Source organism: Micromonospora vulcania (assembly GCF_042658605.1).
Classification (GTDB): Bacteria; Actinomycetota; Actinomycetes; order Mycobacteriales; family Micromonosporaceae; genus Micromonospora; species Micromonospora vulcania.
Genome location: NZ_JBHSQS010000008.1, coordinates 64,144 through 86,701, shown reverse-complemented (window position 1 = coordinate 86,701; position 22,558 = coordinate 64,144). Strand labels below are relative to the sequence as shown.

20 protein-coding genes are annotated in these 22,558 nt (G+C 72.4%); 6 read left to right on the top strand and 14 right to left on the bottom strand.

Going from position 1 to position 22,558, the window contains the following annotated elements; all coding sequences use genetic code 11:
• Positions 1 to 5 precede the first annotated feature (5 nt).
• From ACFQGL_RS15310 to ACFQGL_RS15270, 9 genes are all read right to left on the bottom strand, one after another.
• Entirely contained in the window at positions 6 to 1,175 is a 1,170-nt protein-coding gene (locus ACFQGL_RS15310; protein ID WP_377511904.1) for a glycosyltransferase, read from the bottom strand.
• Positions 1,172 to 2,314, bottom strand: coding sequence for a glycosyltransferase family 4 protein (locus ACFQGL_RS15305; RefSeq protein WP_377511901.1), 1,143 nt, complete (start codon positions 2,312 to 2,314; stop codon positions 1,172 to 1,174). The genes ACFQGL_RS15310 and ACFQGL_RS15305 overlap by 4 nt, the downstream gene beginning before the upstream one ends.
• A 110-nt stretch (positions 2,315 to 2,424) precedes the next feature.
• On the bottom strand, positions 2,425 to 3,168 hold the full coding sequence (locus ACFQGL_RS15300; RefSeq protein ID WP_377511897.1) for an MBL fold metallo-hydrolase: 744 nt from the start codon (positions 3,166 to 3,168) through the stop codon (positions 2,425 to 2,427).
• Between the two features lie 224 nt (positions 3,169 to 3,392).
• Positions 3,393 to 4,358: a PLP-dependent cysteine synthase family protein gene (locus ACFQGL_RS15295; protein WP_377511894.1), complete on the bottom strand. Its 966-nt coding sequence runs from the start codon at positions 4,356 to 4,358 to the stop codon at positions 3,393 to 3,395.
• An 11-nt stretch (positions 4,359 to 4,369) separates the two neighbouring features.
• Positions 4,370 to 4,714, bottom strand: a complete 345-nt coding sequence (locus tag ACFQGL_RS15290) for a MoaD family protein (protein ID WP_377511891.1) — start codon at positions 4,712 to 4,714, stop codon at positions 4,370 to 4,372.
• A 65-nt stretch (positions 4,715 to 4,779) separates the two neighbouring features.
• Complete coding sequence (locus ACFQGL_RS15285) at positions 4,780 to 5,268, bottom strand: M67 family metallopeptidase (RefSeq protein WP_377511888.1); 489 nt, start codon at positions 5,266 to 5,268, stop codon at positions 4,780 to 4,782.
• A gap of 53 nt (positions 5,269 to 5,321) precedes the next feature.
• Positions 5,322 to 5,816, bottom strand: a complete 495-nt coding sequence (locus tag ACFQGL_RS15280) for a DUF2017 domain-containing protein (RefSeq protein ID WP_377512528.1) — start codon at positions 5,814 to 5,816, stop codon at positions 5,322 to 5,324.
• A gap of 2 nt (positions 5,817 to 5,818) precedes the next feature.
• Entirely contained in the window at positions 5,819 to 6,109 is a 291-nt protein-coding gene (gene clpS / locus ACFQGL_RS15275; RefSeq protein ID WP_377511885.1) for an ATP-dependent Clp protease adapter ClpS, read from the bottom strand.
• 148 nt (positions 6,110 to 6,257) lie between these two features.
• Positions 6,258 to 7,808: a P-loop NTPase family protein gene (locus ACFQGL_RS15270; protein ID WP_377511882.1), complete on the bottom strand. Its 1,551-nt coding sequence runs from the start codon at positions 7,806 to 7,808 to the stop codon at positions 6,258 to 6,260.
• A gap of 198 nt (positions 7,809 to 8,006) precedes the next feature.
• Here ACFQGL_RS15270 and ACFQGL_RS15265 point away from each other — a divergent pair, with 198 nt between their 5' ends.
• Genes ACFQGL_RS15265 through ACFQGL_RS15250 form a run of 4 tightly spaced genes read left to right on the top strand, consistent with a single transcriptional unit; the run spans position 8,007 to position 13,911 of the window.
• Positions 8,007 to 10,685 (top strand): LuxR C-terminal-related transcriptional regulator, encoded by a 2,679-nt coding sequence (locus ACFQGL_RS15265; RefSeq protein WP_377511879.1) that lies wholly within the window; start codon positions 8,007 to 8,009, stop codon positions 10,683 to 10,685.
• 16 nt (positions 10,686 to 10,701) lie between these two features.
• A complete protein-coding gene (locus ACFQGL_RS15260; RefSeq protein WP_377511876.1) occupies positions 10,702 to 11,988 on the top strand; it encodes a nicotinate phosphoribosyltransferase in 1,287 nt (428 codons plus the stop codon).
• 53 nt (positions 11,989 to 12,041) lie between these two features.
• Positions 12,042 to 12,623 (top strand): isochorismatase family protein, encoded by a 582-nt coding sequence (locus tag ACFQGL_RS15255; protein ID WP_377511873.1) that lies wholly within the window; start codon positions 12,042 to 12,044, stop codon positions 12,621 to 12,623.
• 40 nt (positions 12,624 to 12,663) lie between these two features.
• Complete coding sequence (locus ACFQGL_RS15250) at positions 12,664 to 13,911, top strand: MFS transporter (protein ID WP_377511870.1); 1,248 nt, start codon at positions 12,664 to 12,666, stop codon at positions 13,909 to 13,911.
• A gap of 666 nt (positions 13,912 to 14,577) precedes the next feature.
• Here the strand turns inward: ACFQGL_RS15250 and ctaD are convergent.
• The gene (gene ctaD, locus ACFQGL_RS15245; RefSeq protein WP_377511867.1) at positions 14,578 to 16,338 is read right to left on the bottom strand and encodes an aa3-type cytochrome oxidase subunit I; all 1,761 of its coding nucleotides are present in this window, start codon (positions 16,336 to 16,338) and stop codon (positions 14,578 to 14,580) included.
• A gap of 119 nt (positions 16,339 to 16,457) precedes the next feature.
• On the bottom strand, positions 16,458 to 17,564 hold the full coding sequence (locus ACFQGL_RS15240; protein WP_377511864.1) for an FAD-dependent monooxygenase: 1,107 nt from the start codon (positions 17,562 to 17,564) through the stop codon (positions 16,458 to 16,460).
• Positions 17,565 to 17,867: 303 nt separating this feature from the next.
• Between ACFQGL_RS15240 and ACFQGL_RS15235 the strand changes: the two genes are divergently transcribed.
• Positions 17,868 to 18,995 carry a glycoside hydrolase family 12 protein gene (locus tag ACFQGL_RS15235; RefSeq protein ID WP_377511861.1) on the top strand — a complete coding sequence of 376 codons (1,128 nt, stop codon included), beginning with the start codon at positions 17,868 to 17,870 and terminating at the stop codon, positions 18,993 to 18,995.
• Positions 18,996 to 19,102: 107 nt separating this feature from the next.
• Here the strand turns inward: ACFQGL_RS15235 and ACFQGL_RS15230 are convergent, their stop codons facing one another.
• The 3 genes from ACFQGL_RS15230 to ACFQGL_RS15220 all read right to left on the bottom strand — a co-directional run bounded on the left by ACFQGL_RS15230 (position 19,103) and on the right by ACFQGL_RS15220 (position 21,147).
• Positions 19,103 to 20,068 carry a golvesin C-terminal-like domain-containing protein gene (locus ACFQGL_RS15230; RefSeq protein ID WP_377511858.1) on the bottom strand — a complete coding sequence of 322 codons (966 nt, stop codon included), beginning with the start codon at positions 20,066 to 20,068 and terminating at the stop codon, positions 19,103 to 19,105.
• On the bottom strand, positions 20,068 to 20,220 hold the full coding sequence (locus tag ACFQGL_RS15225; protein WP_377511855.1) for a hypothetical protein: 153 nt from the start codon (positions 20,218 to 20,220) through the stop codon (positions 20,068 to 20,070). Before ACFQGL_RS15225 ends, ACFQGL_RS15230 begins: the two co-directional genes overlap by 1 nt.
• A 138-nt stretch (positions 20,221 to 20,358) precedes the next feature.
• Positions 20,359 to 21,147, bottom strand: coding sequence for an aldo/keto reductase (locus tag ACFQGL_RS15220; protein ID WP_377511852.1), 789 nt, complete (start codon positions 21,145 to 21,147; stop codon positions 20,359 to 20,361).
• Positions 21,148 to 21,360: 213 nt separating this feature from the next.
• Here ACFQGL_RS15220 and ACFQGL_RS15215 point away from each other — a divergent pair, with 213 nt between their 5' ends.
• The gene (locus tag ACFQGL_RS15215) at positions 21,361 to 22,551 is read left to right on the top strand and encodes a threonine synthase (protein WP_377511849.1); all 1,191 of its coding nucleotides are present in this window, start codon (positions 21,361 to 21,363) and stop codon (positions 22,549 to 22,551) included.
• Positions 22,552 to 22,558 lie beyond the last annotated feature (7 nt).

Genomic DNA, 22,558 nt, shown 5'->3' with positions numbered 1-22,558 from the left:
GCACCCTATGCGGTCGGCCGATGCACGTCCCCCGCGGTGCCCGGACCGGACGACGCGTCGTACACCCGGAGGAATCCGGCGACCGACATCGGCCAGTCGAACTCCTCGGCCCGGGCCCGGGCGGCCCGCCGCCGCTCGACCTCGGGCCGGGCCGCGAGCTGCTTCACCGCCGCGGCCATCGACACCGCCGAGCCGTACGCCGCCAACCCGGCCGACCCGACCACCTCGGGCAACGCGCTGGCCGCGTTCACCACCACCGGGGTGCCCGACGCCAGCGCCTCCAACCCGGCCAGGCCGAAGGTCTCCACCGGGCCGGGCGCCAGCACCACGTCCGCGCTGGCCAGCAGCGCGGCCACCGCGCTGCGGTCGGGCAGGAAGCCGGTGAAGGTGACCGGCAGGCCGGCCGCGCGGCGGGCCAGCGACGCGCGCAGCGGGCCGTCCCCGGCCATCACCAGCACCGCCGGTACGCCCGCCCGGCGCAGCTCGGCCAGCGCTTCCACGGCCAGCTCCGGCCGCTTCTCCGGAGACAGCCGGGCACAGTGCACCAGCAACAGCTCGGTCGGGTCCGCGTACCGCTCGCGCAGCCCCGGGTCGGCCCGGTCCGGGTGGAAGGTGTCCAGGTCCACCCCGAGCGGCACCACGTCCACATTGGCCGCGCCGATCCGGTCGAACTCCTCGGCCGCCCACCTCGTGGTGCACACGATCCGGTCGTACGCCCGGCTGGTCGCCCGGTTGAGCCGGTCGGCCACCGGCCGGCGCAGCGCCTCCGGCACCCTCCACTGGCCGAGCAGTCCGGTCAGCGACTCGTGCGAGACCATCACCGACGGCACGCCGTGCGCCCGCGCCCACTTGCCGGTCCAGCGCAGCGACGACCGGTCAGAGACCTCCAACCGGTCCGGTGCCAGGTCGGCGAGCACCCGGGCCAACCGACGTCGACCCGCCAGCACCCGGTAGCCGCCGCTGCCGGGCAACTCCGGACCGGGCAGGGTGATCACCCGCCCCCAGGGGTGCCGCTCGTCGGCGGCCCGTCGGCCCGGTACCACCAGCACCGGATCGTGCCCGGCGGCCCGGTAGCCCTCGCCGAGGTGCCGCAGCGCGGTACGCAGTCCGCCCGACCGCGCGGTCACGAAGTTGGCGAGTCGTACGATCCGCAGCCCGCCGGCCGGCCCGGTCATGACGCGGCCGGCAGGTCGACGGCTGCTGCGGCGCGTACCGCGTGGTAGTGACCGATCAGCTCGTCGCCGACGGCGGCCCAGCTGCGCCGGCTGACCGCGGCCCGGGCGGCCAGCCCGTACGCCCGCCGCCGGTCGGCGTCGCCGGCCAGTTCGGCCACCGCGGCGGCCAGCGCGTCCCCGTCGTTCGGCGGCACCAGCAGCCCGGTCACCCCGGTGTCGACCAGGTCGACCGGTCCGCCACTGGCCGGAGCCACCACCGGCACCCCGGAGGCCAACGCCTCCTGGAGGGTCTGACCGAAGGTCTCGTGCGGTCCGGTGTGCACGAACAGGTCCAGGCTGGCGTAGAGCCGGGCCAGCTCCTCGCCGTGCTGCACGCCCAGGAAGGTCACCTCGGGCAGCGCGCGGGCCAGTTGGCGGCGGGCCGGGCCGTCGCCGGCCACCACCACCCGTACGCCAGCCAGCCGGGACGTCGCGGCCAGCAACTCCACCCGCTTCTCCGGGGCCAGCCGGCCGACGTAGCCGACCAGCAGCTCACCGCCGGGGGCGAGCCGGTGCCGCAGCTCGGCGCAGCGCTTCGCCGGGTCGAACCGGACGGCGTCCACGCCCCGGCCCCACAGCCAGATCCGCTGCACCCCGTTGGCGATCAGGTCGGCAGCAGCCCGGGTGGATGGGGCGAGTGTGCGCTGCGCCGAGTTGTGGATTTCCCGAAGCCGCCGCCAGGCCGCCGCCTCACCCCAGCTCACCCCGTACGCGCGGGCGTACGCCGCGACGTCGGTCTGGTAGACCGCCACCGTGGGCAGCCGGTGCCGGCTGGCCAGCGTGGCCGCCCGCGCACCGAGGATGAACGGACTGGCCAGGTGGACCACGTCGGGCGCGGCCGACAACAGCGCTCCGGCCAACCGGCTGCCGGTCGGCATACCCAGCCGGAAACCCTGGTAGCGGGGAAGCGGCACGCTGGGGATGCGCACCACCGGGTACGGCAGCCGGTCGATGCCCTGCCGGCCCGTGCCGGGTGGGGAGGGCGCGATGACGATCGGCTCGTGGCCCCGGGCGAGCAGGTGTTCCGCCGTCCGCACCACGGAGTGCGCGACGCCGTTCACGTCCGGCGGGAACGACTCGGTCACGATGGCGATCCGCATGCCCACACCGTGCGGGTGCCACGGGTGCTCCAGACGACCGGCCGCTGACCGGCTGGCGAACAGTACGGCACAAGACCGCTGGCCGTCCCGACCAACCGGGACGTGACGGGTCAGATGTCGTAGCTGGCGCCGGGCCGGACCACCTCGAGCGGCCCGGTGTACGCGCCGGCGGCCGACTCCAACGTGTGCGCCTCGCTGCCCCAGGCGGCCACCAGGTGGGTGAGCAGCAGCCGGCCCACCTCGGCCTTGGTCGCCGTCTCAGCGGCCTCCCGGCCGGTCAGGTGCAGATCCGGCGGGTTGTCGACGCCGTCGAGGTAGCTCGCCTCGCAGAGGAAGACATCGGCGTTCTGGGCCAGGCGCAGCAGTGCGTCACACGGCGCGGTGTCCGCCGAGTAGCACAACGAGCGGCCATCGTGCTCCAACCGCACGCCGTACGTCTCGACGGGGTGGTTGACCCGGTCGACGGTGACCGTGAACGGGCCGATCGGGAAGGTGCCCGGTTGGAGTGCGTAGAACTGGTAGACGTCCTCCACGGTGCCGTCGTCGCCGTACGCGGCGCTGAGCCGGTCCGGTGCGCCACCGGGCGCGTACACCGGCAGCGCCGGATAGGGGCCGTCCGGGGCGTAGCGGCGGACCACCACGTACGACACGGCGTCGAGGATGTGGTCGCAGTGCAGATGGGTCAGCAGGATCGCGTCCGGGGCGTGCAGCCCCGCGTACCGCTGGAGGCTGGACAACGACCCCGGGCCGAAGTCGACCAGGAGCCGGAAGCCGTCGGCCTCGACGAGATAGGCCGAGCAGGGGGACTCGGGGCCGGGGAAGCTGCCGGCACATCCCAGGACGGTCAGTCGCATCGAGTCGGCCCGCTGTCACTGTCAGTAGCATCCGAGCCGACGGTCGTCCGGGTCATGATCTCTACCGACGCGTACGCCACGCTGCGCAGCCTACGCTGGAGTACCCGGCGGCAAGAATCATCCGATGGAAGTTGTCACGAACGTGACACCCACTCACGGCGCGTCGGACCGTGTACGGGTCGTCGGCACGCGCCGACGACCCGTACACGAGCGGACCGGACCGGTCAGGCCCAGAGCTGACCCTCCAGGGCCTCCTCGGCGTCGGCCAAGGTGCCGCCGTACGCGCCGGTCGACAGGTATTTCCAACCGCCGTCGGCGACCACGAAGGCGACGTCGGCCCGGCGGCCGTCGCGGACCGCCTCGTGCGCCACCGCGAGCGCGGCGTGCAGGATCGCGCCCGTGGAGAAGCCCGCGAAGATGCCCTCCACCTCGACGAGCTGCCGGGTACGCAGTACCGCGTCCCGGGTGCCGACCGAGAAGCGGCGGGAGAGCACCGATGCGTCGTAGAGCTCGGGCACGTACCCTTCGTCGATGTTGCGCAGGCCGTAGACCAGCTCGCCGTAACGCGGCTCGGCGGCCACGATCTGGATGCCCTCGACCTTTTCCCGCAGGTAGCGCCCGGTGCCCATCAGGGTGCCGGTGGTGCCCAGCCCCGCCACGAAATGCGTGACGGTGGGCAGGTCGTGCAGCAGCTCCGGCCCGGTCGTCTCGTAGTGCGCCCGAGCGTTGGCCTCGTTGCCGTATTGATAGAGCATCACCCAGTCGGGATGCTCGGCGGCGATCTGCTTCGCGGTGGCGACGGCCTGGTTGGACCCGCCCGCCGCCGGCGAGAAGATGATCTCCGCTCCGTACATCCGCAGCAGCTGGACCCGCTCGGTGGAGACGTTCTCCGGCATCACGCAGACCAGCCGGTAGCCGCGCAGCTTGGCCACCATGGCCAGCGAGATGCCGGTGTTGCCGCTGGTCGGCTCCAGGATGGTGTCACCCGTCCGGAGTCGGCCGGCCTCCTCCGCCGCACGGACCATGAACAGCGCCGCCCGGTCCTTGATGCTGCCGGTCGGGTTCCGGTCCTCCAGCTTGGCCCAGAGTCGCACCGGCGGGGCACCGTCGGGCACTGTCGGAGACAGCCGGGGCAGGCCGACCAGCGGCGTGCCCCCGGACGAGTCGAGCAGGCTGTCGTACCGCGCCATGGCGGCCGCCCTCAGCGGGCGCTGATCGCCGCGGTGGCGGCGCTGTGCTGACTGATCGCCGCTGCCGCGGCGAAGCCGAACGCGCCGCCAGCCACGGCCGGTAGGACGGTGACGCTGTCACCGTCGGAGAGCTTGGCGTCCAGCGCGCCGAGGAAGCGGACGTCCTCGTCGTTGACGTAGACGTTGACGAAGCGGTGCAGCGTGCCGGTCTCGGTGACCAGCCGGCCCCGCAGCCCGGCGTGCCGGGAGTCCAGGTCGGCGAGCAGGTCGCTCAGGGTGTCGCCGGCGCCTTCGACGACCTTGGCGCCGCCGGTGTAGCTGCGCAGGATGGTGGGGATGCGAACCTCGATGGCCATGATGTCGTGCTCCTCGTTCGGGAATGCCTACGGTGACGGGACGAAACGGTTCGGATGCTGACGGGTCAGCGGCCGGAACACTCGTAGTCGACCGTCGCCGGGCTCTGCCCGAACATGTAGGACTGGACGGCGTGCGGGTCGACCCCGGCCTCCACGATCCGCACCGGCTCCTCGGCCACCACACCGTCGACGATCCGGAACGACCGGATCTCCTCGGAGTCGGGCTCACGGGTGGAGACGAGCAGGTAGTGCGCGCCCGGCTCGCCGGCGAAGGCGACGTCGGTGCGGGACGGGTACGCCTCGGTCGCGGTGTGCGAGTGGTAGATGACCACGGGCTCCTCGTCCCGATCGTCCATCTCCCGCCACACCCGCAGGTGCTCCATCGAGTCGAACTCGTAGAAGGTCATCGACCGGGCAGCGTTGTCCATCGGGATGTGCCGGGTCGGGGTGTCGCTGCCGACGGGACCGGCGACCACGCCGCACGCCTCGTCTGGGTGGTCCCGGCGCGCGTGGGCGACGATCGCGTCGATGATCGACCGGTCGATGCTCAGCACGTGCACCAGCCTAACGCCTGCCTGGCGTGGGCCAGAAGTGGTGCCGGTCACCGCTAGTCGATCAAGGCGTTGAGCAGCGACTCCTGTAGATAGCCGAGATACGCGTAGACCGACAGCTGAAACACCCGGCTGGAGGCCGGGTCCTCGGCCACCGCGTCGTCCAGCTCCTCGCCGAGGTCCGTGCCGTCCTTGATCTCCAGCCGGACGCCCATCGCCAGCCGGGCGTCGTTCAGCGCCCGCAGCCACGCCTCGGCGGCCTCGGCGTCCAGCCGCACCTCGCCGCCTGCCTCGTCGGGCAGCGCGGCCAGGATCGCGCCGGCCTGATCGATCTTCGAGGTCTTCAGGTCGCCCTCGGTGTAGCGGCGGAACTCGGCGCTGCCCGCCGCGTCCTCCGGGTAGACCGCCGGGAAGAGTCGACCGACGACCGGGTCGGTGTGGTCGAAGCCGTCGGTGAGCAGGCCGACCACCTCGGAGGCGACCTTTCGCAGCACCCGCGCCTCGTCGACGGCGAAGGTGGCGACGTAGCGGCCGGCCTGGCGGTGGAACATGCTCACGAGCGGTCCACCGTCGCCCACAGCCCGTACGCGTGCAGCTGCGACGCGTCGTGCTCCATGCGCTCCCGGGCGCCTGTGGAGACCACGGCCCGGCCCTTGTGGTGCACGTCCAGCATGAGCTGCTCGGCCCTCTCCCGGCTGTAGCCGAAAAGCTTCTGGAAGACCCAGGTCACGTATGCCATCAGGTTGACCGGGTCGTCCCACACGATGGTCACCCATTGCCGGTCCGACGCCGGCACCTCGTCAGTGTCCGGCGTCTCGACCGGTGCAACCTGCGGAGCCGCCATGCCCCCCATCGTGCCACCGGATTCCCGGAACTGAGGAACCGGAACGCCGGCCGGCCGAGGATCGGCCACCCCGGGCGCCCCCGAGGGCCCCCGGACCTCGCCGGACACCCGGCGCGACCGGGAGCCGGGCCGTCCGGCAGCGGCGCCGTCAGGCGAGCAGGATGCCGTGGTCGACTGCATCGGAGAGCACCACGCCCAGCGAGAGGCGGATCACCTCGAACCGTCGGGAGATCTCCCGGGACAGGCTCAGCTCGACTTCCCGCAGCGCCCGCTGGGACCAGGCCCGGGCCGCGTTGTGGTCCTCGTTGCCCGGGGTACGCCACCGCTGCCAGCAACCGCCGGAGAGTGCCACCGCGACCGGAGGCAGCACCTCGTCGCGGGAGGCCGTCGGATAACCGGAGAGCGCGTCCAACGCCTCCGCGCCGGCCAACTCGGCCACCCCGGCCGTGCTGGTGATCAGCAGCACCCGGTCCAGGTCGCGGCCTCCCCGGTGCTCGGTCAGGCCGAACTCCACGGCGGTGGCGATCCTGCGGCGTACGCCCTCGGCCACCGGCGAGCCGAGCACCTGGGCCGCGGCGTCGGCCACGATGCCCCGCACCGCGTGGTCGCACTGCGCGGTGGCCAACAGTGACAGCGCTGCCATCTCCCGGTCCAGCAGGTCCGGAAGACCGGTGCAGCCGACCCCGAAGACGATCTCCTGGACCGCCCGCAGGTGGGTGTTCGCCAACTCCAGGGCGAGGTGCTGACGGATCCGCTGAGCGCAGGTGCGGGTCTGCCGGTCGAGCCGCTCGGACCAGTCCCCCGGGTCGGCGACCACGGGCACCCGGTCGTGCTGGCCCGGCAACACCGGCGGATCGGCGCTCCCCCGCTGCAACACCTCGCCCGCGGCCCAGTTCACCAGCGCTCGACGCAGGTCGGCCGCGGAGTCGGCGTCGTCGACCGGGAACCACCGCGCGCCGGCCAGCGCCGGCACGGCGGCCAACAGCACCGCCCGGTGCGCTTCCACGGTGACCGTGACCGGATCCACCTGCCCCTGCGAGACGGACGCCCCCGCGTCCTCCGTCGCCGCCGGGCCGTCCGCCACCGGGCCGTCCGCCACCGGTGCCCAGCCCGCCGCACCGGGGGTCACCGCGAAGACGACCTGCACCGGGGCCGGTGCGACCTCGGCGAGCAGGTTCAACTCCGCGGCGGTGAACGCCTGGTCGGCCGCGATCACGAAGAGCAGCGCGCCGGCCCGGCCGACCGAGTCGAGCAGCACCCGGCTCCCGGCCATGCCGAGCGCGCCGGTGTCCGGTGTGTCGATCAGGTTGAAGTGCCGCAGCAGCGGCTCGGGCACGCTCAGCTCGACCCGCCGGGGTGGACGTGCCAGCGCCGGGCCGGCGGCGTCCCGGTCGGCGCCGTAGGAATGTGGTCTGCGGTAGCCCGGCACGAACGCGGCCCGGGTGGGCACCTTGGCGTGTCGCACCACGAGCCAACTGCCCGCCGGCACGGTGAGCATGACCGGGTCGAGCCCGAGCAGGGTGGCGAGCACGCCGCGCCGCTCGGCGCCGGCCGGGCCGACGGCGACCACGCCGAGCGGTTCGTCCGGAGCGGGGCCGGTCACGCCGACCTGGGTGGGCAGCGGGCCGCAACGTGGCAGGTCAGTAGGGCCGGCCATGTCGTCCGGCGCGTCGACCGAGGGGAGAGGACCCTGCTTCATCAGGCAGCCTCCCAGGGCAGGCGACCGGGGTGGCCGGTCGCGTGGAAAATCCGGTGAAGGTACCCGGATTCCGGAAGAGTACGGGCGCGCGAGGGACCTGGCGGAACTCTTCAGATACTCACGGGTAATCGCGAGATTACTCAACTTCGGTGCGTGACGGTGCGCGCGCCGACGTATTTCGATGGATATGCTGCCCCGATGAGTCGATGGAAGTTCGTCGGCCGTACGGACGAGCTCAACCGCCTGCTGGCGGCGGTGACCGGCGAGGCCGGTCGAGGGCTCTTCTTCACCGGCAGCGCTGGCATCGGCAAGAGCCGGCTGCTGCGCGAGTGTGTTTCCACCCTGCCCACCGACCGCTACGCGATCTGGTCCATCGCGGCCAGCGCCACCACCGCCGCGCTGCCGTTCGGCGGGCTGGTGCAGGTGCTGCCCGCCGAGCAGCCCCAGGGCCTCTCCCCCGCCGGCATCCTGCGCTGGGCGCTGGACGTACTGCACCAGCAGGCGGCCGGCCGACGGATCGTGTTCGCCATCGACGACGCGCACCTGCTCGACCCGCCCTCGGCGGCGCTCGTGCACCTCGTCGCCCGGGACGAGAACGCCACCGTGATCGGCACGCTGCGCGACGGCGAGCAGATCCCGCTGCCGATCCGGGCACTCTGGACCGACGACCTGGTCGAGCACGTCGAGCTGTCGCCGATGCAACCGGCCGAGACCGCCGGCCTCCTGGTAGCGATCCTCGGTGGCCCGGTCGACGCCGGCTCCTCCGATCGACTCGGCCGGCTCTCCGCCGGCAACCCGCTGCTGCTTCGCGAGCTGGTGCACGCGGCGAACGGCAGCGAGGAGCTGAAGCGCACGTACGGGATCTGGAAGTGGACCGGGCGCCTCGAGCTGGCGCCCAACCTGACCGACCTGATCGACACCCGGGTCGGGCAGCTCACCGACGGCGTCCGCCTGGTCGGCGAGCTGGTCGCGTTCGGCGAGCCCCTCGGCCTGCACCTGCTCAACCAGGCCGCCAACTCGACCGACGTGGAGATCGCCGAGGAACGCGGGCTGATCAGCGTGGTGCAGCACGACCGGCGGACCAACGTCCGGCTGGCCCACCCGCTCTACGGCGAGGTGTTGCGCCGCCGCTGCCCGGTCAGCCGTACCCGCCGACTCCAGGCCCACCTCGCCGAACTGCTGGAGCAGGTCGGCAAGCGCCGCCGCGACGACCTGCTGCGGGTGGCCGTGTGGCGACTCGACTCGGGCACCGCCCAGGACGGCGCGCTGCTGCTGGACGCCGCGGTGCAGGCGTTCACCCGATACGACGTACCGCTGGCGACCCGGCTGGCCCGCGCGGCGTTGAACGCCGACGGCGGCTCGGACGCGGCGGAGCTGCTGGCCACCATCCTGATGTTCGCCGACCGCCCGGAGGAGGCGATCGGCGTACTCGACGCGGTGCCCCCGGAACCCGGCGACGACCGGCGGCTCTGCCGGTGGCTCACCGTGCGCGGCATGGTCAGCTACTGGGGGCTGAGCCGGGAGTCCACGGTGGAGGAGATCGCGGCCCGGGTCGAGCAGCTCAGCGACTCCGCCGACCGCGCCCGGGTGCAGGCCTTCGAGGCGGTCATGCGCCTGCACCGACTGGACACGACCACCGCCGTGCGGCTCAGCCAGGGCGTTCTGGACCGGCCGGCGGCCAGCGTCGCCGCCCGCGAGCTGGCCCGCTGCACGATCGCCTACCTCCAGGCCGCACAGGGCCAGCTGGGCCTCAGCGGTACGGCGATCAACCAGGTGCACTCCGCCGTGGCGAGCTGGCGTACCGACATGCCGTACCTGCAACTGGCCCTGGAGCTGGCCCGGGGCACCCGACTCATGCTCACCGGCGACCTGGCCGGGATCGACGCGATCGTGGCCGACGAGTTCGCCGACCTCGCGGGCGCCGGTGACTTCCGGCTCGGCACCGGCTACCTGGCGATTCTCCAGGCGTACGCCGCACGGCTGCGCGGGCAGAGCGACGCGGCGATGCGTACCTCGTTGGGCGCCTGTGCGGTGCTGGCCACCAGCCGGGTCTACGCCGGTCTGGCGCAGGCCGGGCGGGCGCAGGCGGCGGCGCTGCGCGGCGACGCGACGCAGGCGGCCGAGGCCATGGCCGAGGCGGACCGCACCCACGCACCGGGCATGGCGGTGCTCTACCCGTGGCTGGAGCAGGCCCGCGGTGCGGTCCTCGCCGCGTCGGGCGACCTGCCGGGCGCGGTCAAGCAGCTCAGCGACCTGGCGGACCGGCTCCGCGCGGACGGCTTCGCCGGGCATGAGGTGCACGTCCTGCACGACCTGGTCCGGCTGGACCAGGCCGGCGCGCCGGTCGGTCCCACCTGCTCCGACGGCGGGCGGCGCACGGTCGCGCAGCGGCTCGCCGAGCTGTCCGAGCGGGTCGACGGGGTGCTCCCGCCGCTGCTGGCCCGGCACGCCCGGGCCGCCGCGACCGACTCCGCCACGGGCCTGCTCGCGGCCGCCGACGACTACGCCGCGCTGGACCTGACGGTGTACGCGGCCGAGGCCACCGCCCAGGCGCTGCAACGACTGCGCCGGCAGGACCCGTCGACGGCAGCCGCGGCCCGGGAGCGCCTGGCCGGGCTGCTCGGCCGCTGCGACCTGATCCGCACGCCGGCGCTGAACGCCGGGGCGCCGGTGCTGACCGAGCGAGAGTGGCAGGTGGCCCGACTCGCCGCGCACGGCGCGTCCAGCCGGGCCATCGCCGAGCGACTCTTCCTCTCCGCGCGCACCGTCGAGAACCACCTCCAGCGGATCTACACCAAGCTCGGTGTCACCGGCCGGGCCGAGCTGTGGGCCGCGTTGCGGTCGATCCCGGGGCACGAAGGCGGCGACGCGGGCTGAACCTTAGGCTGGGGCGGTGAGCACCCTGGGCCCCGCGCTGCTGACCGACCACTACGAGCTGACCATGGTCAGCGCCGCGCTGAAGGACGGCACCGCCGACCGTCGCTGCGTCTTCGAGGTGTTCAGCCGTCGGCTGCCGACCGGCCGCCGGTACGGCGTGGTCGCCGGCACGGCCCGATTGATCGAGCTGATCCGCGACTTCCGCTTCGATTCGGCGGAGGTCGACTTCCTACGTCGGACCGGGGTGGTCGACGAGGCGGCGGCGGCGTGGCTCGCCGACTACCGCTTCACCGGCGACGTCGACGGGTACGCCGAGGGTGAGCTGTTCTTCCCCAACTCGCCGATCCTCACCGTCTCCGGCGGCTTCGCCGAGTGCGTGGTGCTGGAGACGCTGGCGCTCTCCGTGCTCAACCACGACTGCGCGGTGGCTGCCGCCGCGGCCCGGATGGTGACCGCGGCGCGGGGCCGGACGCTGATCGAGATGGGATCACGTCGGGCACACGAGGAGTCCGCGGTGGCCGCGGCGCGGGCGGCGTACCTGGCCGGGTTCCGGTTCACCTCCAACCTCGCCGCCGGAGCGCGCTACGGCATCCCCACGGCGGGTACGGCGGCGCACGCGTTCACCCTGCTGCACGACGACGAGCGGGCCGCGTTCGCGTCGCAGGTGGCCACGCTGGGCAAGGACACCACGCTGCTGGTCGACACGTACGACATCAGCCAGGGCATCCGCAACGCGATCGCGGTGGCCGGGCCGGAGCTGCGGGCCGTACGGATCGACTCGGGCGATCTGGCGGTGATCGCCCAGCAGTCCCGGGAGTTGCTGGACTCGCTGGGCGCCACCGAGACCAAGATCATTGTTTCCGGTGACCTGGACGAGTACTCGATCGCCGCGCTGGCCGCCGAGCCGGTGGACATGTACGGCGCCGGAACGGCCGTGGTCACCGGCTCCGGAGCGCCCACCGCCGGGCTGGTCTACAAGCTCGTCGAGGTCGAGGGGCGGCCGGTGGTGAAGCGCTCCGAGCACAAGGCGACCATCGGCGGCCGGAAGGTCGCGGTCCGCCGGCACAAGCCGACCGGCACCGCCACCGAGGAGATCATCGTTCCGCAGGGCGTACCGGACCGGCAGCCCAACGACCGAATGCTTCAGCGGTCGTACGTGGTCGACGGCGACCCGGTCGCCCTGCCCACCCTCGACGAGTCGCGTGAGCACCTGCGCGAGTGCCTGATCTCCATTCCGTGGGAGGGCCTGAAGCTCTCCGCCGGCGACCCGGCCGTGCCGGTCACCGTCGTACCCGCCGACTGAGCCCGCCGGGGCCCGTACCGCGGGTCCGTCCGTGACAAGGGGAGGAGCGCCCGATGACCAACGCGCTGATCATCGTGGACGTGCAGAACGACTTCTGCGAGGGCGGCTCGCTGGCCGTCGGAGGCGGTGCCGACGTGGCCACCGGCATCTCCCGGCTGCTCGCCGCCGAGCCGGAGCGGTGGGCGCACGTGGTCGCCACCAAGGACTACCACGTCGACCCGGGCGCGCACTTCGGCGATCCGCCGGACTTCGTGGAGTCCTGGCCCCGGCACTGTGTCGTCGGCACCAGCGGCTCCGAGTTCCACCCCCACCTGGACACCGAACGGGTCGAGGCGATCTTCCACAAGGGTGAGCACGCGGCGGCGTACTCCGGCTTCGAGGGGCACGCGGACGACGGCGAGTGCCTGGCCGACTGGCTGCGTCGGCACGACGTCGACCGGGTCGACGTCGTCGGCATCGCCACCGACCACTGCATCCGGGCGACCGCGCTGGACGCCGCGCGGGAGGGCTTCGCCACCACCGTGCTGCTGGAGCTGACCGCCGCGGTCGCTCCGGCGACCACCGACGTGGCACTGCGGGCGATGGACGGCGCCGGGGTGACGCTGCACGGCGAGCCTGTGATCAGGACCGCATGAGGCGGTAATTGGTTGGCCATCGGTCCGCCGCCGGTCGAGGATGTCGCCGGAGGTACGGACCCAGATGAACATGAAGCCTTACCGGATGGCGCTCGCGCTACCCGGCCTGCGGTCGCTGCTGCTGGTCGCCGTCCTCGCCCGCATCCCGCTCACCGCGACCGGGGTGACGCTGACCTTCCACGTGTTGCTCGACCTCGACGGGAGCTACGGGGCCGCCGGCCTGGTCGGCGCGGCCAGCACGGTGGGTTCCGCGATCGGCGGCCCGCTGATCGGCCGGCTGGTGGACCGGGGTGGCCTGCGCCCGGTCCTGATGTTCACCGGAATCGCCGAGGCGGTGTTCTGGGTCACCGCGCCCTCGCTGCCGTACCCGCTGCTGCTCCCGGCCGCCTTCGTGGCCGGGGCGCTCGCCCTGCCCATCTTCTCGGTGGTCCGCCAGTCGATCGCCGCGCTGGTCCCGGAGTCCCAACGCCGACCGGCGTACGCGCTGGACTCGATGTCGGTCGAGCTGTCGTTCATGATCGGCCCGGCGCTGGCGGTGGCGCTGGCCACCGCGATCTCCGCCCGGACCACCATGTACCTGGTCGGCGCCGGCATCGTCGGCGCCGGGGTTGCCCTGTGGCTGCTCAACCCGCCGATCCGTGCCGCCGAGGAGTCCGCCGGCCCACGTCGTAAGGTGCCCCGCCGGGAATGGCTGACTCCCCGAATGCTCGCCGTGCTGGCCGTGAGCGCCGCCGCCACCCTGGTGCTCGGCGGCACCGACGTGGCGGTGGTCGCCGTGCTCCGGGCCAGCGGCGAGGTCGGTTGGACCGGCGTCGTGCTGGCCATGTGGGCGGTCGCCTCCCTGCTCGGTGGCTTCGCCTACGGCGCCGTGCACCGCCCGCTGTCCCCGCTGATGCTGACCGCGGCCCTCGGCCTCTGCACCATTCCGGTCGGCCTGGGCGGCGCACACTGGTGGCTGCTCAGCCTGGCGCTGGTCCCGGCGGGGGCGCTCTGCGCACCGACCCTCGCGGCCACCGCCGACGCGGTCAGCCGGCTGGCACCAGCCGAGGTACGCGGTGAGGCGATGGGCCTGCACGGCTCGGCCGTCACCGTCGGCATCGCGGTCGGAGCGCCGCTCGCCGGCGCGGTGATCGACGCCCGTGCACCGCTGTGGGGCTTCGTGGTGACCGGTGCGCTCGGCGCACTGGTCACCCTGGTGGTGCTCCCGATCGAGCTGCGCCGCCGCCGGACTGCCGCGGCGGCCGAATCGGCACGCACCGACGCCGACCTCGCCCCCGCCGCCCACTGACCTGTCCGAGCCCCCTGCCCTGCCTGCCCTGCCCTGCCTGCCCTGCCCTGCCCGCCCTGTCTGCCCTGCCTGCCCTGCCCTGCCCTGCCCTGCCTGCCCTGCCCTGCCCCGCGCCGCACTGCCCCGCGCCGCACTGCCCCGCGCCGCACTGCCCCGCGCCGCACTGCCGCGCCCCGCCCCGCCCCGCCCCGCGAATGTTGCCCGCAACCTCGCCCCGGCACGAACGGCCCGCCACCCCGCCGGGTCGGCATGTCCAGGAAGAGCGGTATACCTGTGAGTCATATTTATGCCTCACAGGTATACCGCTCAAGAGGACGGGTGCCCTCCGCCGGCCAAACGAGCCAGGCCAGGCAGGCGAGTTGAGCCGGGTCGGGCTCCAGCCTCGGACCCGGCCGTTGGGCGGTCAACGACTCCAAGTCGCTGATGTCGGGGTGTCCAGGCCGCCGGGACACCCCGGCATCGCTGACCTCGTGCGATCAGGCGCGCACCCCGCATCCCGCGCCGCGCACCTGGCGTCGGGCACCTGGCACCGGGCACCGGGCACCGGCCACCGGGCACCGGGCACCGGGCACCGGCCACCGGGCACCCCGGAGACGGCGACGGCGACGGGCGCCGCTCCCGGTGATCCCAGGGGCGGCGCCCGTCGTACGGCTGTGGAGCTGGGCGTCAGTGCCGATCGATGTCGCTGGCGACGTCCTCGCGGTAGCTGGCACCGCCGTCCGCCTCGCTGGTGAGCAGCTTGGCGCCACCCTCCGGCGGGCCGGCCAGGCTCTGGCCGCCCGCGGCCAGCTCCGGGAACTTCGCGTCGAACGCCGGCCGCTCGGAGCGGATCCGCGGCATCCGGTCGAAGTTGCGCAGCGGCGGCGGGCTGCTGGTCGCCCACTCCAGCGAGTTGCCGTGGCCCCAGGGGTCGTTGACCTCGACGACCGGGCCGGTCTTGTACGACTTCCAGCAGTTGTAGATGAACGGCAGCGTGGAGATACCGGTGATGAACGCGCCGATCGTGGAGATCGTGTTCAGCGTGGTGAAGCCGTCACCGGGCAGGTAGTCGGCGTACCGGCGGGGCATGCCCTCGTTACCGAGCCAGTGCTGCACCAGGAAGGTGGTGTGGAACCCGATCATGGTGAGCCAGAAGTGCACCTTGCCCAGGCGCTCGTCGAGCATCCGGCCGAACATCTTGGGGAACCAGAAGTAGATGCCGGCGAAGACCGCGAACACGATGGTGCCGAAGAGCACGTAGTGGAAGTGCGCCACCACGAAGTACGAGTCGGACACGTGGAAGTCGATCGGCGGGCTGGCCAGCAGCACACCGGTGAGACCACCGAAGAGGAAGGTGACCAGGAAGCCGACCGCCCAGAGCATGGGCGTCTCGAAGCTGATCTGGCCCCGCCACATGGTGCCGATCCAGTTGAAGAACTTCATGCCGGTGGGCACGGCGATCAGGTAGCTCAGGAAGCTGAAGAACGGCAGCAGCACCTGGCCGGTGGCGAACATGTGGTGCGCCCAGACGCTCATGGAGAGCGCGGCGATCGCGACGGTCGCGGCGACCAGACCCTTGTAACCGAAGATCGGCTTGCGGGAGAAGACCGGGATGACCTCGCTGATGATGCCGAAGAACGGCAGCGCGACGATATAGACCTCGGGGTGCCCGAAGAACCAGAACAGGTGCTGCCAGAGCATCGGCCCACCGGTCGCCGGGTCGTACACGTGCGCGCCGACGATGCGGTCGGCGGCGAGTGCGAACAGCGCGGCGGCCAACAGCGGGAAGACCAGGATCACCAGCAGGCTGGTGACCAGGATGTTCCACGTGAAGATCGGCATCCGGAACATGGTCATACCGGGCGCGCGCAGCGTCAGCACCGTGGTGATCATGTTCACGGCGCCGAGGATGGTGCCCAGGCCGGAGATGGCCAGACCCATGATCCACATGTTGGCGCCGACGCCGGGCGAGTGCTCGACGCTGCTCAGCGGCGCGTACGCGAACCAGCCGAAGTCAGCGGCACCACCCGGGGTGATGAACCCGGCGGTCGCCATCGTGCCGCCGAACAGGTACAGCCAGTAGGCGAAGCTGTTCAGCCGCGGGAAGGAGACGTCGGGCGCGCCGATCTGGATCGGCACGATGTAGTTCGCGAAGGCGAACACGATCGGCGTCGCGAAGAACAGCAGCATGATCGTGCCGTGCATGGTGAAGAGCTGGTTGTACTGCTCGGGCGACAGGAACTGCAGCCCTGGCCGGGCCAGCTCGGCCCGCATGATCAGGGCCATCAGGCCACCGATCATGAAGAACGCGAACGCGGTGACCATGTACATGATCCCGATCTGCTTCGCGTCCGTGGTACGCAGCAGCCGCGCGATGGCCGACCCCTTGACCGGCTCCCGGACCGGCCAGGGCCGGGTCACGACCGGCTTGGGTGCGACGGTGGTCACGAGTGGCCTCCGGTTCTCGGTTGTCCCGCTCGGCACACGCTGGTTATCGGCGGGCCGTCATCCGCAAGGAGGATAGTCCCCGGCAGGTCGCAGCGCCGCGTGGGGTGGCGGGACGCGATCTACAGCGGGCCGACCAGCAGCCGGTAGTGCTCCCCGAAGATCCGGCCGCCGCGTCCGCGCAGCAGCGGGTCGCGCAGCGCCGGCGGCACGTCCCGGGTCCGGTTGCGGTCGCGGGTCCGGTCCCGCACCCATCGGGTACGCGGCCGGCGGCGACTCTCGTACGCCACCAGGGCCGCCTCCACGCTGCCGGCGGCCTTCAACGACTCGGCCAGCACCACGGCGTCCTCCAGCGCCATCGCCGCGCCCTGGGACAGCGTCGGCGCGGTGGCGTGCGCGGCGTCACCGACCAGCAGCACCCGCCCCCGGGACCAGCGACCCAACTCCACCTCGTCGGTGATCCCGACGTGCACCTGGTCGAGCATCGCCAGCACCTCGGGCACCGGGCCGCGGTAGTCGGCGAACAGCTCGCGCAGCCGGGCCAGTGGGTCGGCGGGCTCCTCGGTGCCGGCCTCGTCCGCGTAGATGTGCAGCCGACCCGCGCCGATCGGCACCATCAGGAACCCGGAGCGCTGGCCGAGCAGGGCGGTCCACTCGGTGAGCGGCGGACCGTCGCGCAGCACGGCCCGGTAGACCACCTGCCCGACCGGGCGGGGCGGCCCACCGAGCGAGGCCAGCGCGCGGACCGAGGAGCGCGGCCCGTCGGCACCGACGACCAGGTCGTACTCGGTGCTGGTGCCGTCGGTGAAGGTGACGCCGACACCACCCGGCAGCAGCTCCAGGGTGCGGACCTCGGCGCCGTGTCGGACGGCGCCGCCGGCCCCGGTGAGCAGTACGCGGTGCAACTCCGCCCGGGGCAGCGCCCGGCATTCGCCGACGTCCGCCCAGAGGGTGTCGAGGTCGACCTCGCAGAGCGGTGCCCCGGCGGCGTCGAAGAACCGCTGCCGGCGGATCACCTGCCCGAGCGGGCGGACCGGGTCGTGCAGGTCCAGCCGGCGCAGTGCGCGGGCGGCGTTGCCCGGCAGGTAGAGGCCGGTCTCGGTGGACTCCCCCGGTGGCAGCTTGTCCGTGACGTCCGGCCGGAAGCCCACCAGGCGCAGCGCCCGAGCCACCGCCAGACCGGCGATGCCCGCGCCGACGACGAGGATGCGCAGCGGGGAGCCACCCATGGTGGTGTACGCCTCCGGAGGGGGATTTCGGTACGCGTTGGAGGCAAGACACTACTCGGCGCAATTGGCGCACACCAGGGCCGATCGGCCCGCGCCGGCCCTCTCCTCGGCGGCCCGCGCCGCTTAGCTGGACGTCCACTGACGACCGTCCGGCGGTGCCGTGGCAATCGTCACATTTCACCAGTTTGACACGTACGGTTGCGCACGAGTTTCAAAGATGTAAATGTGTCGTTGAGCGTGGGAGCGCTCCCGCACCTGCCCCGACCCGTTTCGGCGCCACCCGCGCCCCAGTCAAGGAGCGTCATGAAACGTCCACTTCGGGCACTGGCCACCGCCGGCCTGTTGCTCAGCGGCTCGCTCGTCGCCGTGGCCCTCGGCGGCAGCGCCTCGGCCGACACCCAGATCTGCGAGCAGTACGGCTCGACCGTCATCCAGAGCAGGTACGTGGTGCAGAACAACCGCTGGGGCACCAGCGCCCAGCAGTGCATCAACGTCACCGGCACGGGCTTCGAGATCACCACCCAGAACGGCAGCAACCCCACCAACGGCGCACCGACGGCGTACCCCTCGGTGTTCTTCGGTTGTCACTACACCAACTGCTCCCCCGGCACGAACCTGCCGATCCAGGTGAGCCAGATCAGCAGCGCCACCAGCAGCATCAGCTACCGGTACGTCAGCGGCGCGACCTACAACGCCTCGTACGACATCTGGCTCGACCCGACACCCCGGCGGGACGGGGTGAACCAGATGGAGATCATGATCTGGCTCAACCGGCAGGGCTCGATCCAGCCCATCGGTTCGCCGGTCGGCACGACCACCCTGGCCGGCCGGACGTGGGAGGTCTGGCGGGGCAGCAACGGTGCCAACAACGTCATCTCCTACGTCGCGCCGTCGCCGATCCCCAGCCTGAACTTCAGCGTGCTGGACTTCATCGCCGACGTACGCAGCCGCGGCGCGATCACCAACTCCTGGTACCTGACCAGCATCCAGGCCGGCTTCGAGCCCTGGCAGGGGGGCGCGGGCCTGGCGGTGACCTCCTTCTCGGCCTCGGTCAACGGCGGCGGCACCCCGCCCCCGACCGACCCGCCGCCGACCACCCCGCCGCCGAGCGGCACCGGGTGCGCGGTGAAGTACACGCCCAACTCGTGGAACAACGGCTTCACCGCCGACGTCCAGGTCACCAACACCGGGACCAGCACGGTCAACGGGTGGACGCTGACCTACAGCCTGCCGAGCGGGCAGCAGGTCACCAGCGCGTGGAACGCCACGGTGAGCCAGAGCGGGTCGGCCGTGACCGCGCGGAACCTGGGCTGGAACGGCACGCTCGCCCCGGGCGGCACGGCCAGCTTCGGCTATCAGGGCACGCTGAGCGGGGCCTACTCGTCACCGACCAGCTTCGCGCTCAACGGGGTCTCCTGCGCAAGGGCCTGAGGCAGGTCGTTCGACCGTCGCAGGGGTGCCGCCACCTCGGCGGCCCCCTGCGCGGGCGTCCCAGCGGCGGCCCGCGCCCGTCCCCAGTCGGGCGCGGGCCGGCGTTGTCAGACCCGGGTGAGCCGGACGGCGTCGGCGATGACCAGGCCGGTGCCGTTGCTCCAGCGGCTGACCGCCACCCGGTTGGCGTCCCCGGCCGGCAGCGTGAACGTGCCGAGGACCCGCCACTGGCCACCGGTGGCCCGCTGGTCGACGATGACCGTCTGGTTGCCGGTGCTGGTGGCGACGATGTACGGGGCGGCGCTGTTGTAGCCGGAGTTCGCCGGCCACCAGGCATCGACCCGGTAGTTGCCGGTGGCCGGCACGTTGAACCTGTACCAGGCCGGGTCGCTGGCCGCGACCGGGTCCGCGTACCGGTAGTCGGCGCCGTACCGCTGCCCGGAGTACGACGACACGCCCCAGTTGGCGCTCGCGGTGAACCGGCCGGCGGTGGCGTTGTCCACGATGGAGGACCAGGCGGTGCCCCCGCCGGCCATCTTCGCCGCCACGTCGGCCCGCATCACGTTCAGGTCGATGAACGAGGGGTCGATCTTGCCGCTGGTGCTGGTCTCCCGGTGCCCTCGGGCATAGCTGCTGTCCCTGCCCAGCCGGGTGAGCACGGCGGCGGTGGCGGCGATCGAGGCGTTGTACTGCGCAGCGGTCATCTCCTGGTTGACGCCGTTGTAGTCGATCTCCCACCCGATCATCAGGGTGTTGCCGTCACCGGCGGGGATCGGTCCGCTTCCGCCGCTGGCTCCGGCGTGGTTGCACCGGCCGGCCGAGATGACGTGGAAGACGCCGTTGTAGTCGACGAGCGCCTGGCAGAGCGGGCCGGCCAGATCCGGCCGGCCGTTGATGCAGATGCCGAGCGCCGGGTGCGGATTGCTGGCGCTGGAGGTCGAGGCGGTGTGGTGCCAGAGCACCCCGATCGGGTCGAAGGAGCCCGGCCGCATCCGGTTGAGCCAGTCTCCTTCGACGACGACCTGGACCCCGGCCGCGCGCAGCACGTCCACCAGCCAGGGAATGGTGGCCATCAGGACTCCCCGAGCAGGTCGGCGAGGCACTCGACCTTCGGCGCGGCGCTCGCCGGCGCGGGCCGGACGGCGACGGTCAGCGCGGCGGCGACCAGGGCGGGGATGCCGAGCAAACCCCGGCGGCGTAGACGGATGGATCGTGACGTGGCCATGGCGCTCCTCCAGCGGGCGGCGTCGGCTCGATCGGATCGACGATCGTGATGCCCGGGACGGTATACCGTCATGAGCGTCGATGTCGATAGCCTTCACAGCCGATGCGCGAGCTGAAGGAATTTGGCAGATTCGACGGGTCAGACCTCGCCGAGCGCGTCGATGTCGCGCATCTCCTCCGCCGTCAGCGAGAACTGGAAGACGTCGAAGTTGGCGCTGATCCGCTCCGGGGTCACCGACTTGGGGATCACCACGATCTCGTGGTCGATGTGCCAGCGCAGCACCACCTGGGCCGGCGAGACGCCGTGCGCGCTGGCGATCCTGGTCAACACCGGGTCGCTGAGGTCGCTGGCCTTGAACGGGCTGTAGCCCTCCAGCACCACGCCCCGGTCCCGGTGCTCGGCGTGCCGCTGGCGGTCGTACAGCGCCGGGCTCCACCGGATCTGGTTGACCGCCGGGTTCTCCTCGGTCGACTGGATCAGCTCGTCGATCTGCGCGGTGCTGTAGTTGCTGACCCCGATCGCCCGGGTGAGGTTCTCGTCCCGGGCGGCCAACAACTCCCGCCACAGCGGGATGCTGTCGCCCGGGGAGGACGGCGGCCAGTGGATCAGCCAGAGGTCCACCTGGTCGACGCCGAGCGCCTCCAGGCTGGCCTGGAGCGTCTCCTGTTCCCGACCCACCCGGTCCGCCGGGAGCTTGGTGGTGATGAAGACGTCCTCCCGGCGCAGCCCGCTCTCCATGAGCGCCCGGCCGACCTCCCGCTCGTTGCCGTAGACGGTGGCGGTGTCGAGGTGCCGGTAGCCGGTGTCGAGCGCGGCCAGCACGGCGTCGTAACCGGCCTGGCCGGTGGCCTGCCAGGTGCCGAAGCCGAGCAGGGGCATCCGCACGTCGCCCGGGAGCAGGACGGTGGGCTGGTCGGTGAGGTCCATGAGGACCGTTCTACCCCGCCGCGCGCCCGGTCATTGAGTGAACCCGGACACTCGTGCGTCGTACGCGCAACGCCGGGAACTGCTCGGATGGGCTGGTGTTGTCCGGATTGCACTGGCAGACTCCGCCGTGGTTCCCCGGTGCCGGCGACGAGGCCCTTCGTACCGGGCGTGAGCAGCGGCTGAGCGTCGAATGTTCGGACGGCGAGGAGCGACGTGTACCTGACCCATCTGGAATGCCCGCGCTGCGGCCGGGAGTACGCCGCCGACCAGTTGCAGAACCTCTGCGAGTGCGGCTCCCCGGTGCTGGCCCGCTACGACCTGCCCGCCGTGGCGAACGCGGTCACCCCGGAGCGTTTTGGGCTGCGTCCGGCCGACCTGTGGCGCTACCGGGAGCTGCTGCCGGTGGCCGACCCGCGGCACGTCACCACGCTCGGCGAGGGCTGGACGCCGCTGCTGCACGCCCCGGCCTACGGCGCGGAGATCGGCATCGCCGACCTGATGGTCAAGGACGAGGGGTTGATCCCGACCGGCTCGTTCAAGGCGCGCGGCGCGGCCGTCGGCGTGAGCCGGGCCCGCGAGCTGGGCGTCAAGCGGATCGCCATGCCCACCAACGGCAACGCCGGTTCGGCCTGGGCGACGTACGCGGCGCGGGCCGGGATGGGCGCCACCATCGTGATGCCGCTGGACGCGCCGAGCATCTGCCGCCGCGAGTGCGTGGCCGCCGGTGCCGACCTGCGCCTGGTCGACGGGCTGATCAGCGACGCCGGCCGGCGGGTGGCCGAGCTGGTCGCGGAGTCGTCCGGCACGATCTTCGACGCCGGCACGCTGCGCGAGCCCTACCGGCTCGAGGGCAAGAAGACGATGGGGTACGAGATCGTCGAGCAGCTCGGCTGGCAGACGCCCGACGTGATCATCTATCCGACCGGCGGTGGGGTCGGCCTGATCGGCATCCACAAGGCGATGCACGAGCTGCGCGAGCTGGGCTGGATCGGCGACAAGCTGCCCCGGCTGGTCGCGGTGCAGTCGACCGGCTGCGCACCGATCGTGCGGGCCTTCGCCGCCGGAGAGGACCGTGCCCGCCCATGGGTCGACGCGCACACCGTGGCGTTCGGCATCACCGTGCCCTCGCCGCTCGGTGACGAACTGGTCCTGACCGCGCTGCGGGAGTCCGCCGGCACCGCCGTCGCCGTCGACGACGCGGACATCCTGACCGACCTGCGGGACTTCGCCACCCGGGAGGGGCTGCTGCTGTGCCCGGAGGGGGCGGCCTGCCTGACCGCCGCCCGGCAACTGCGCGCCGGAGGTTGGATCCGGGCCGGTGAGCGGGTGGTGGTGCTCAACACCGGCGCCGGCCTGAAATACCCGGACACGGTCGACGTCTCCGGCGTACCCGTCCTGGCCTGAGACCACG

Bases quoted from the DNA above. Each gene is read 5' to 3' on its own strand.
- ACFQGL_RS15310 (WP_377511904.1), bottom strand. From the start codon at position 1,175: ATGACCGGGCCGGCCGGCGGGCTGCGGATCGTACGACTCGCCAACTTC.
- ACFQGL_RS15265 (WP_377511879.1), top strand. From the start codon at position 8,007: ATGAGTCGATGGAAGTTCGTCGGCCGTACGGACGAGCTCAACCGCCTG.
- ACFQGL_RS15220 (WP_377511852.1), bottom strand. From the start codon at position 21,147: ATGGACCTCACCGACCAGCCCACCGTCCTGCTCCCGGGCGACGTGCGG.
- ACFQGL_RS15280 (WP_377512528.1), bottom strand. From the start codon at position 5,816: ATGTTCCACCGCCAGGCCGGCCGCTACGTCGCCACCTTCGCCGTCGAC.
- clpS (WP_377511885.1), bottom strand. From the start codon at position 6,109: ATGGCGGCTCCGCAGGTTGCACCGGTCGAGACGCCGGACACTGACGAG.
- ACFQGL_RS15255 (WP_377511873.1), top strand. From the start codon at position 12,042: ATGACCAACGCGCTGATCATCGTGGACGTGCAGAACGACTTCTGCGAG.
- ACFQGL_RS15230 (WP_377511858.1), bottom strand. From the start codon at position 20,068: ATGGCCACCATTCCCTGGCTGGTGGACGTGCTGCGCGCGGCCGGGGTC.
- ACFQGL_RS15290 (WP_377511891.1), bottom strand. From the start codon at position 4,714: ATGGCCATCGAGGTTCGCATCCCCACCATCCTGCGCAGCTACACCGGC.
- ACFQGL_RS15235 (WP_377511861.1), top strand. From the start codon at position 17,868: ATGAAACGTCCACTTCGGGCACTGGCCACCGCCGGCCTGTTGCTCAGC.
- ACFQGL_RS15240 (WP_377511864.1), bottom strand. From the start codon at position 17,564: ATGGGTGGCTCCCCGCTGCGCATCCTCGTCGTCGGCGCGGGCATCGCC.
- ACFQGL_RS15270 (WP_377511882.1), bottom strand. From the start codon at position 7,808: ATGAAGCAGGGTCCTCTCCCCTCGGTCGACGCGCCGGACGACATGGCC.
- ACFQGL_RS15295 (WP_377511894.1), bottom strand. From the start codon at position 4,358: ATGGCGCGGTACGACAGCCTGCTCGACTCGTCCGGGGGCACGCCGCTG.
- ACFQGL_RS15300 (WP_377511897.1), bottom strand. From the start codon at position 3,168: ATGCGACTGACCGTCCTGGGATGTGCCGGCAGCTTCCCCGGCCCCGAG.
- ACFQGL_RS15305 (WP_377511901.1), bottom strand. From the start codon at position 2,314: ATGCGGATCGCCATCGTGACCGAGTCGTTCCCGCCGGACGTGAACGGC.
- ACFQGL_RS15250 (WP_377511870.1), top strand. From the start codon at position 12,664: ATGTCGCCGGAGGTACGGACCCAGATGAACATGAAGCCTTACCGGATG.
- ACFQGL_RS15225 (WP_377511855.1), bottom strand. From the start codon at position 20,220: ATGGCCACGTCACGATCCATCCGTCTACGCCGCCGGGGTTTGCTCGGC.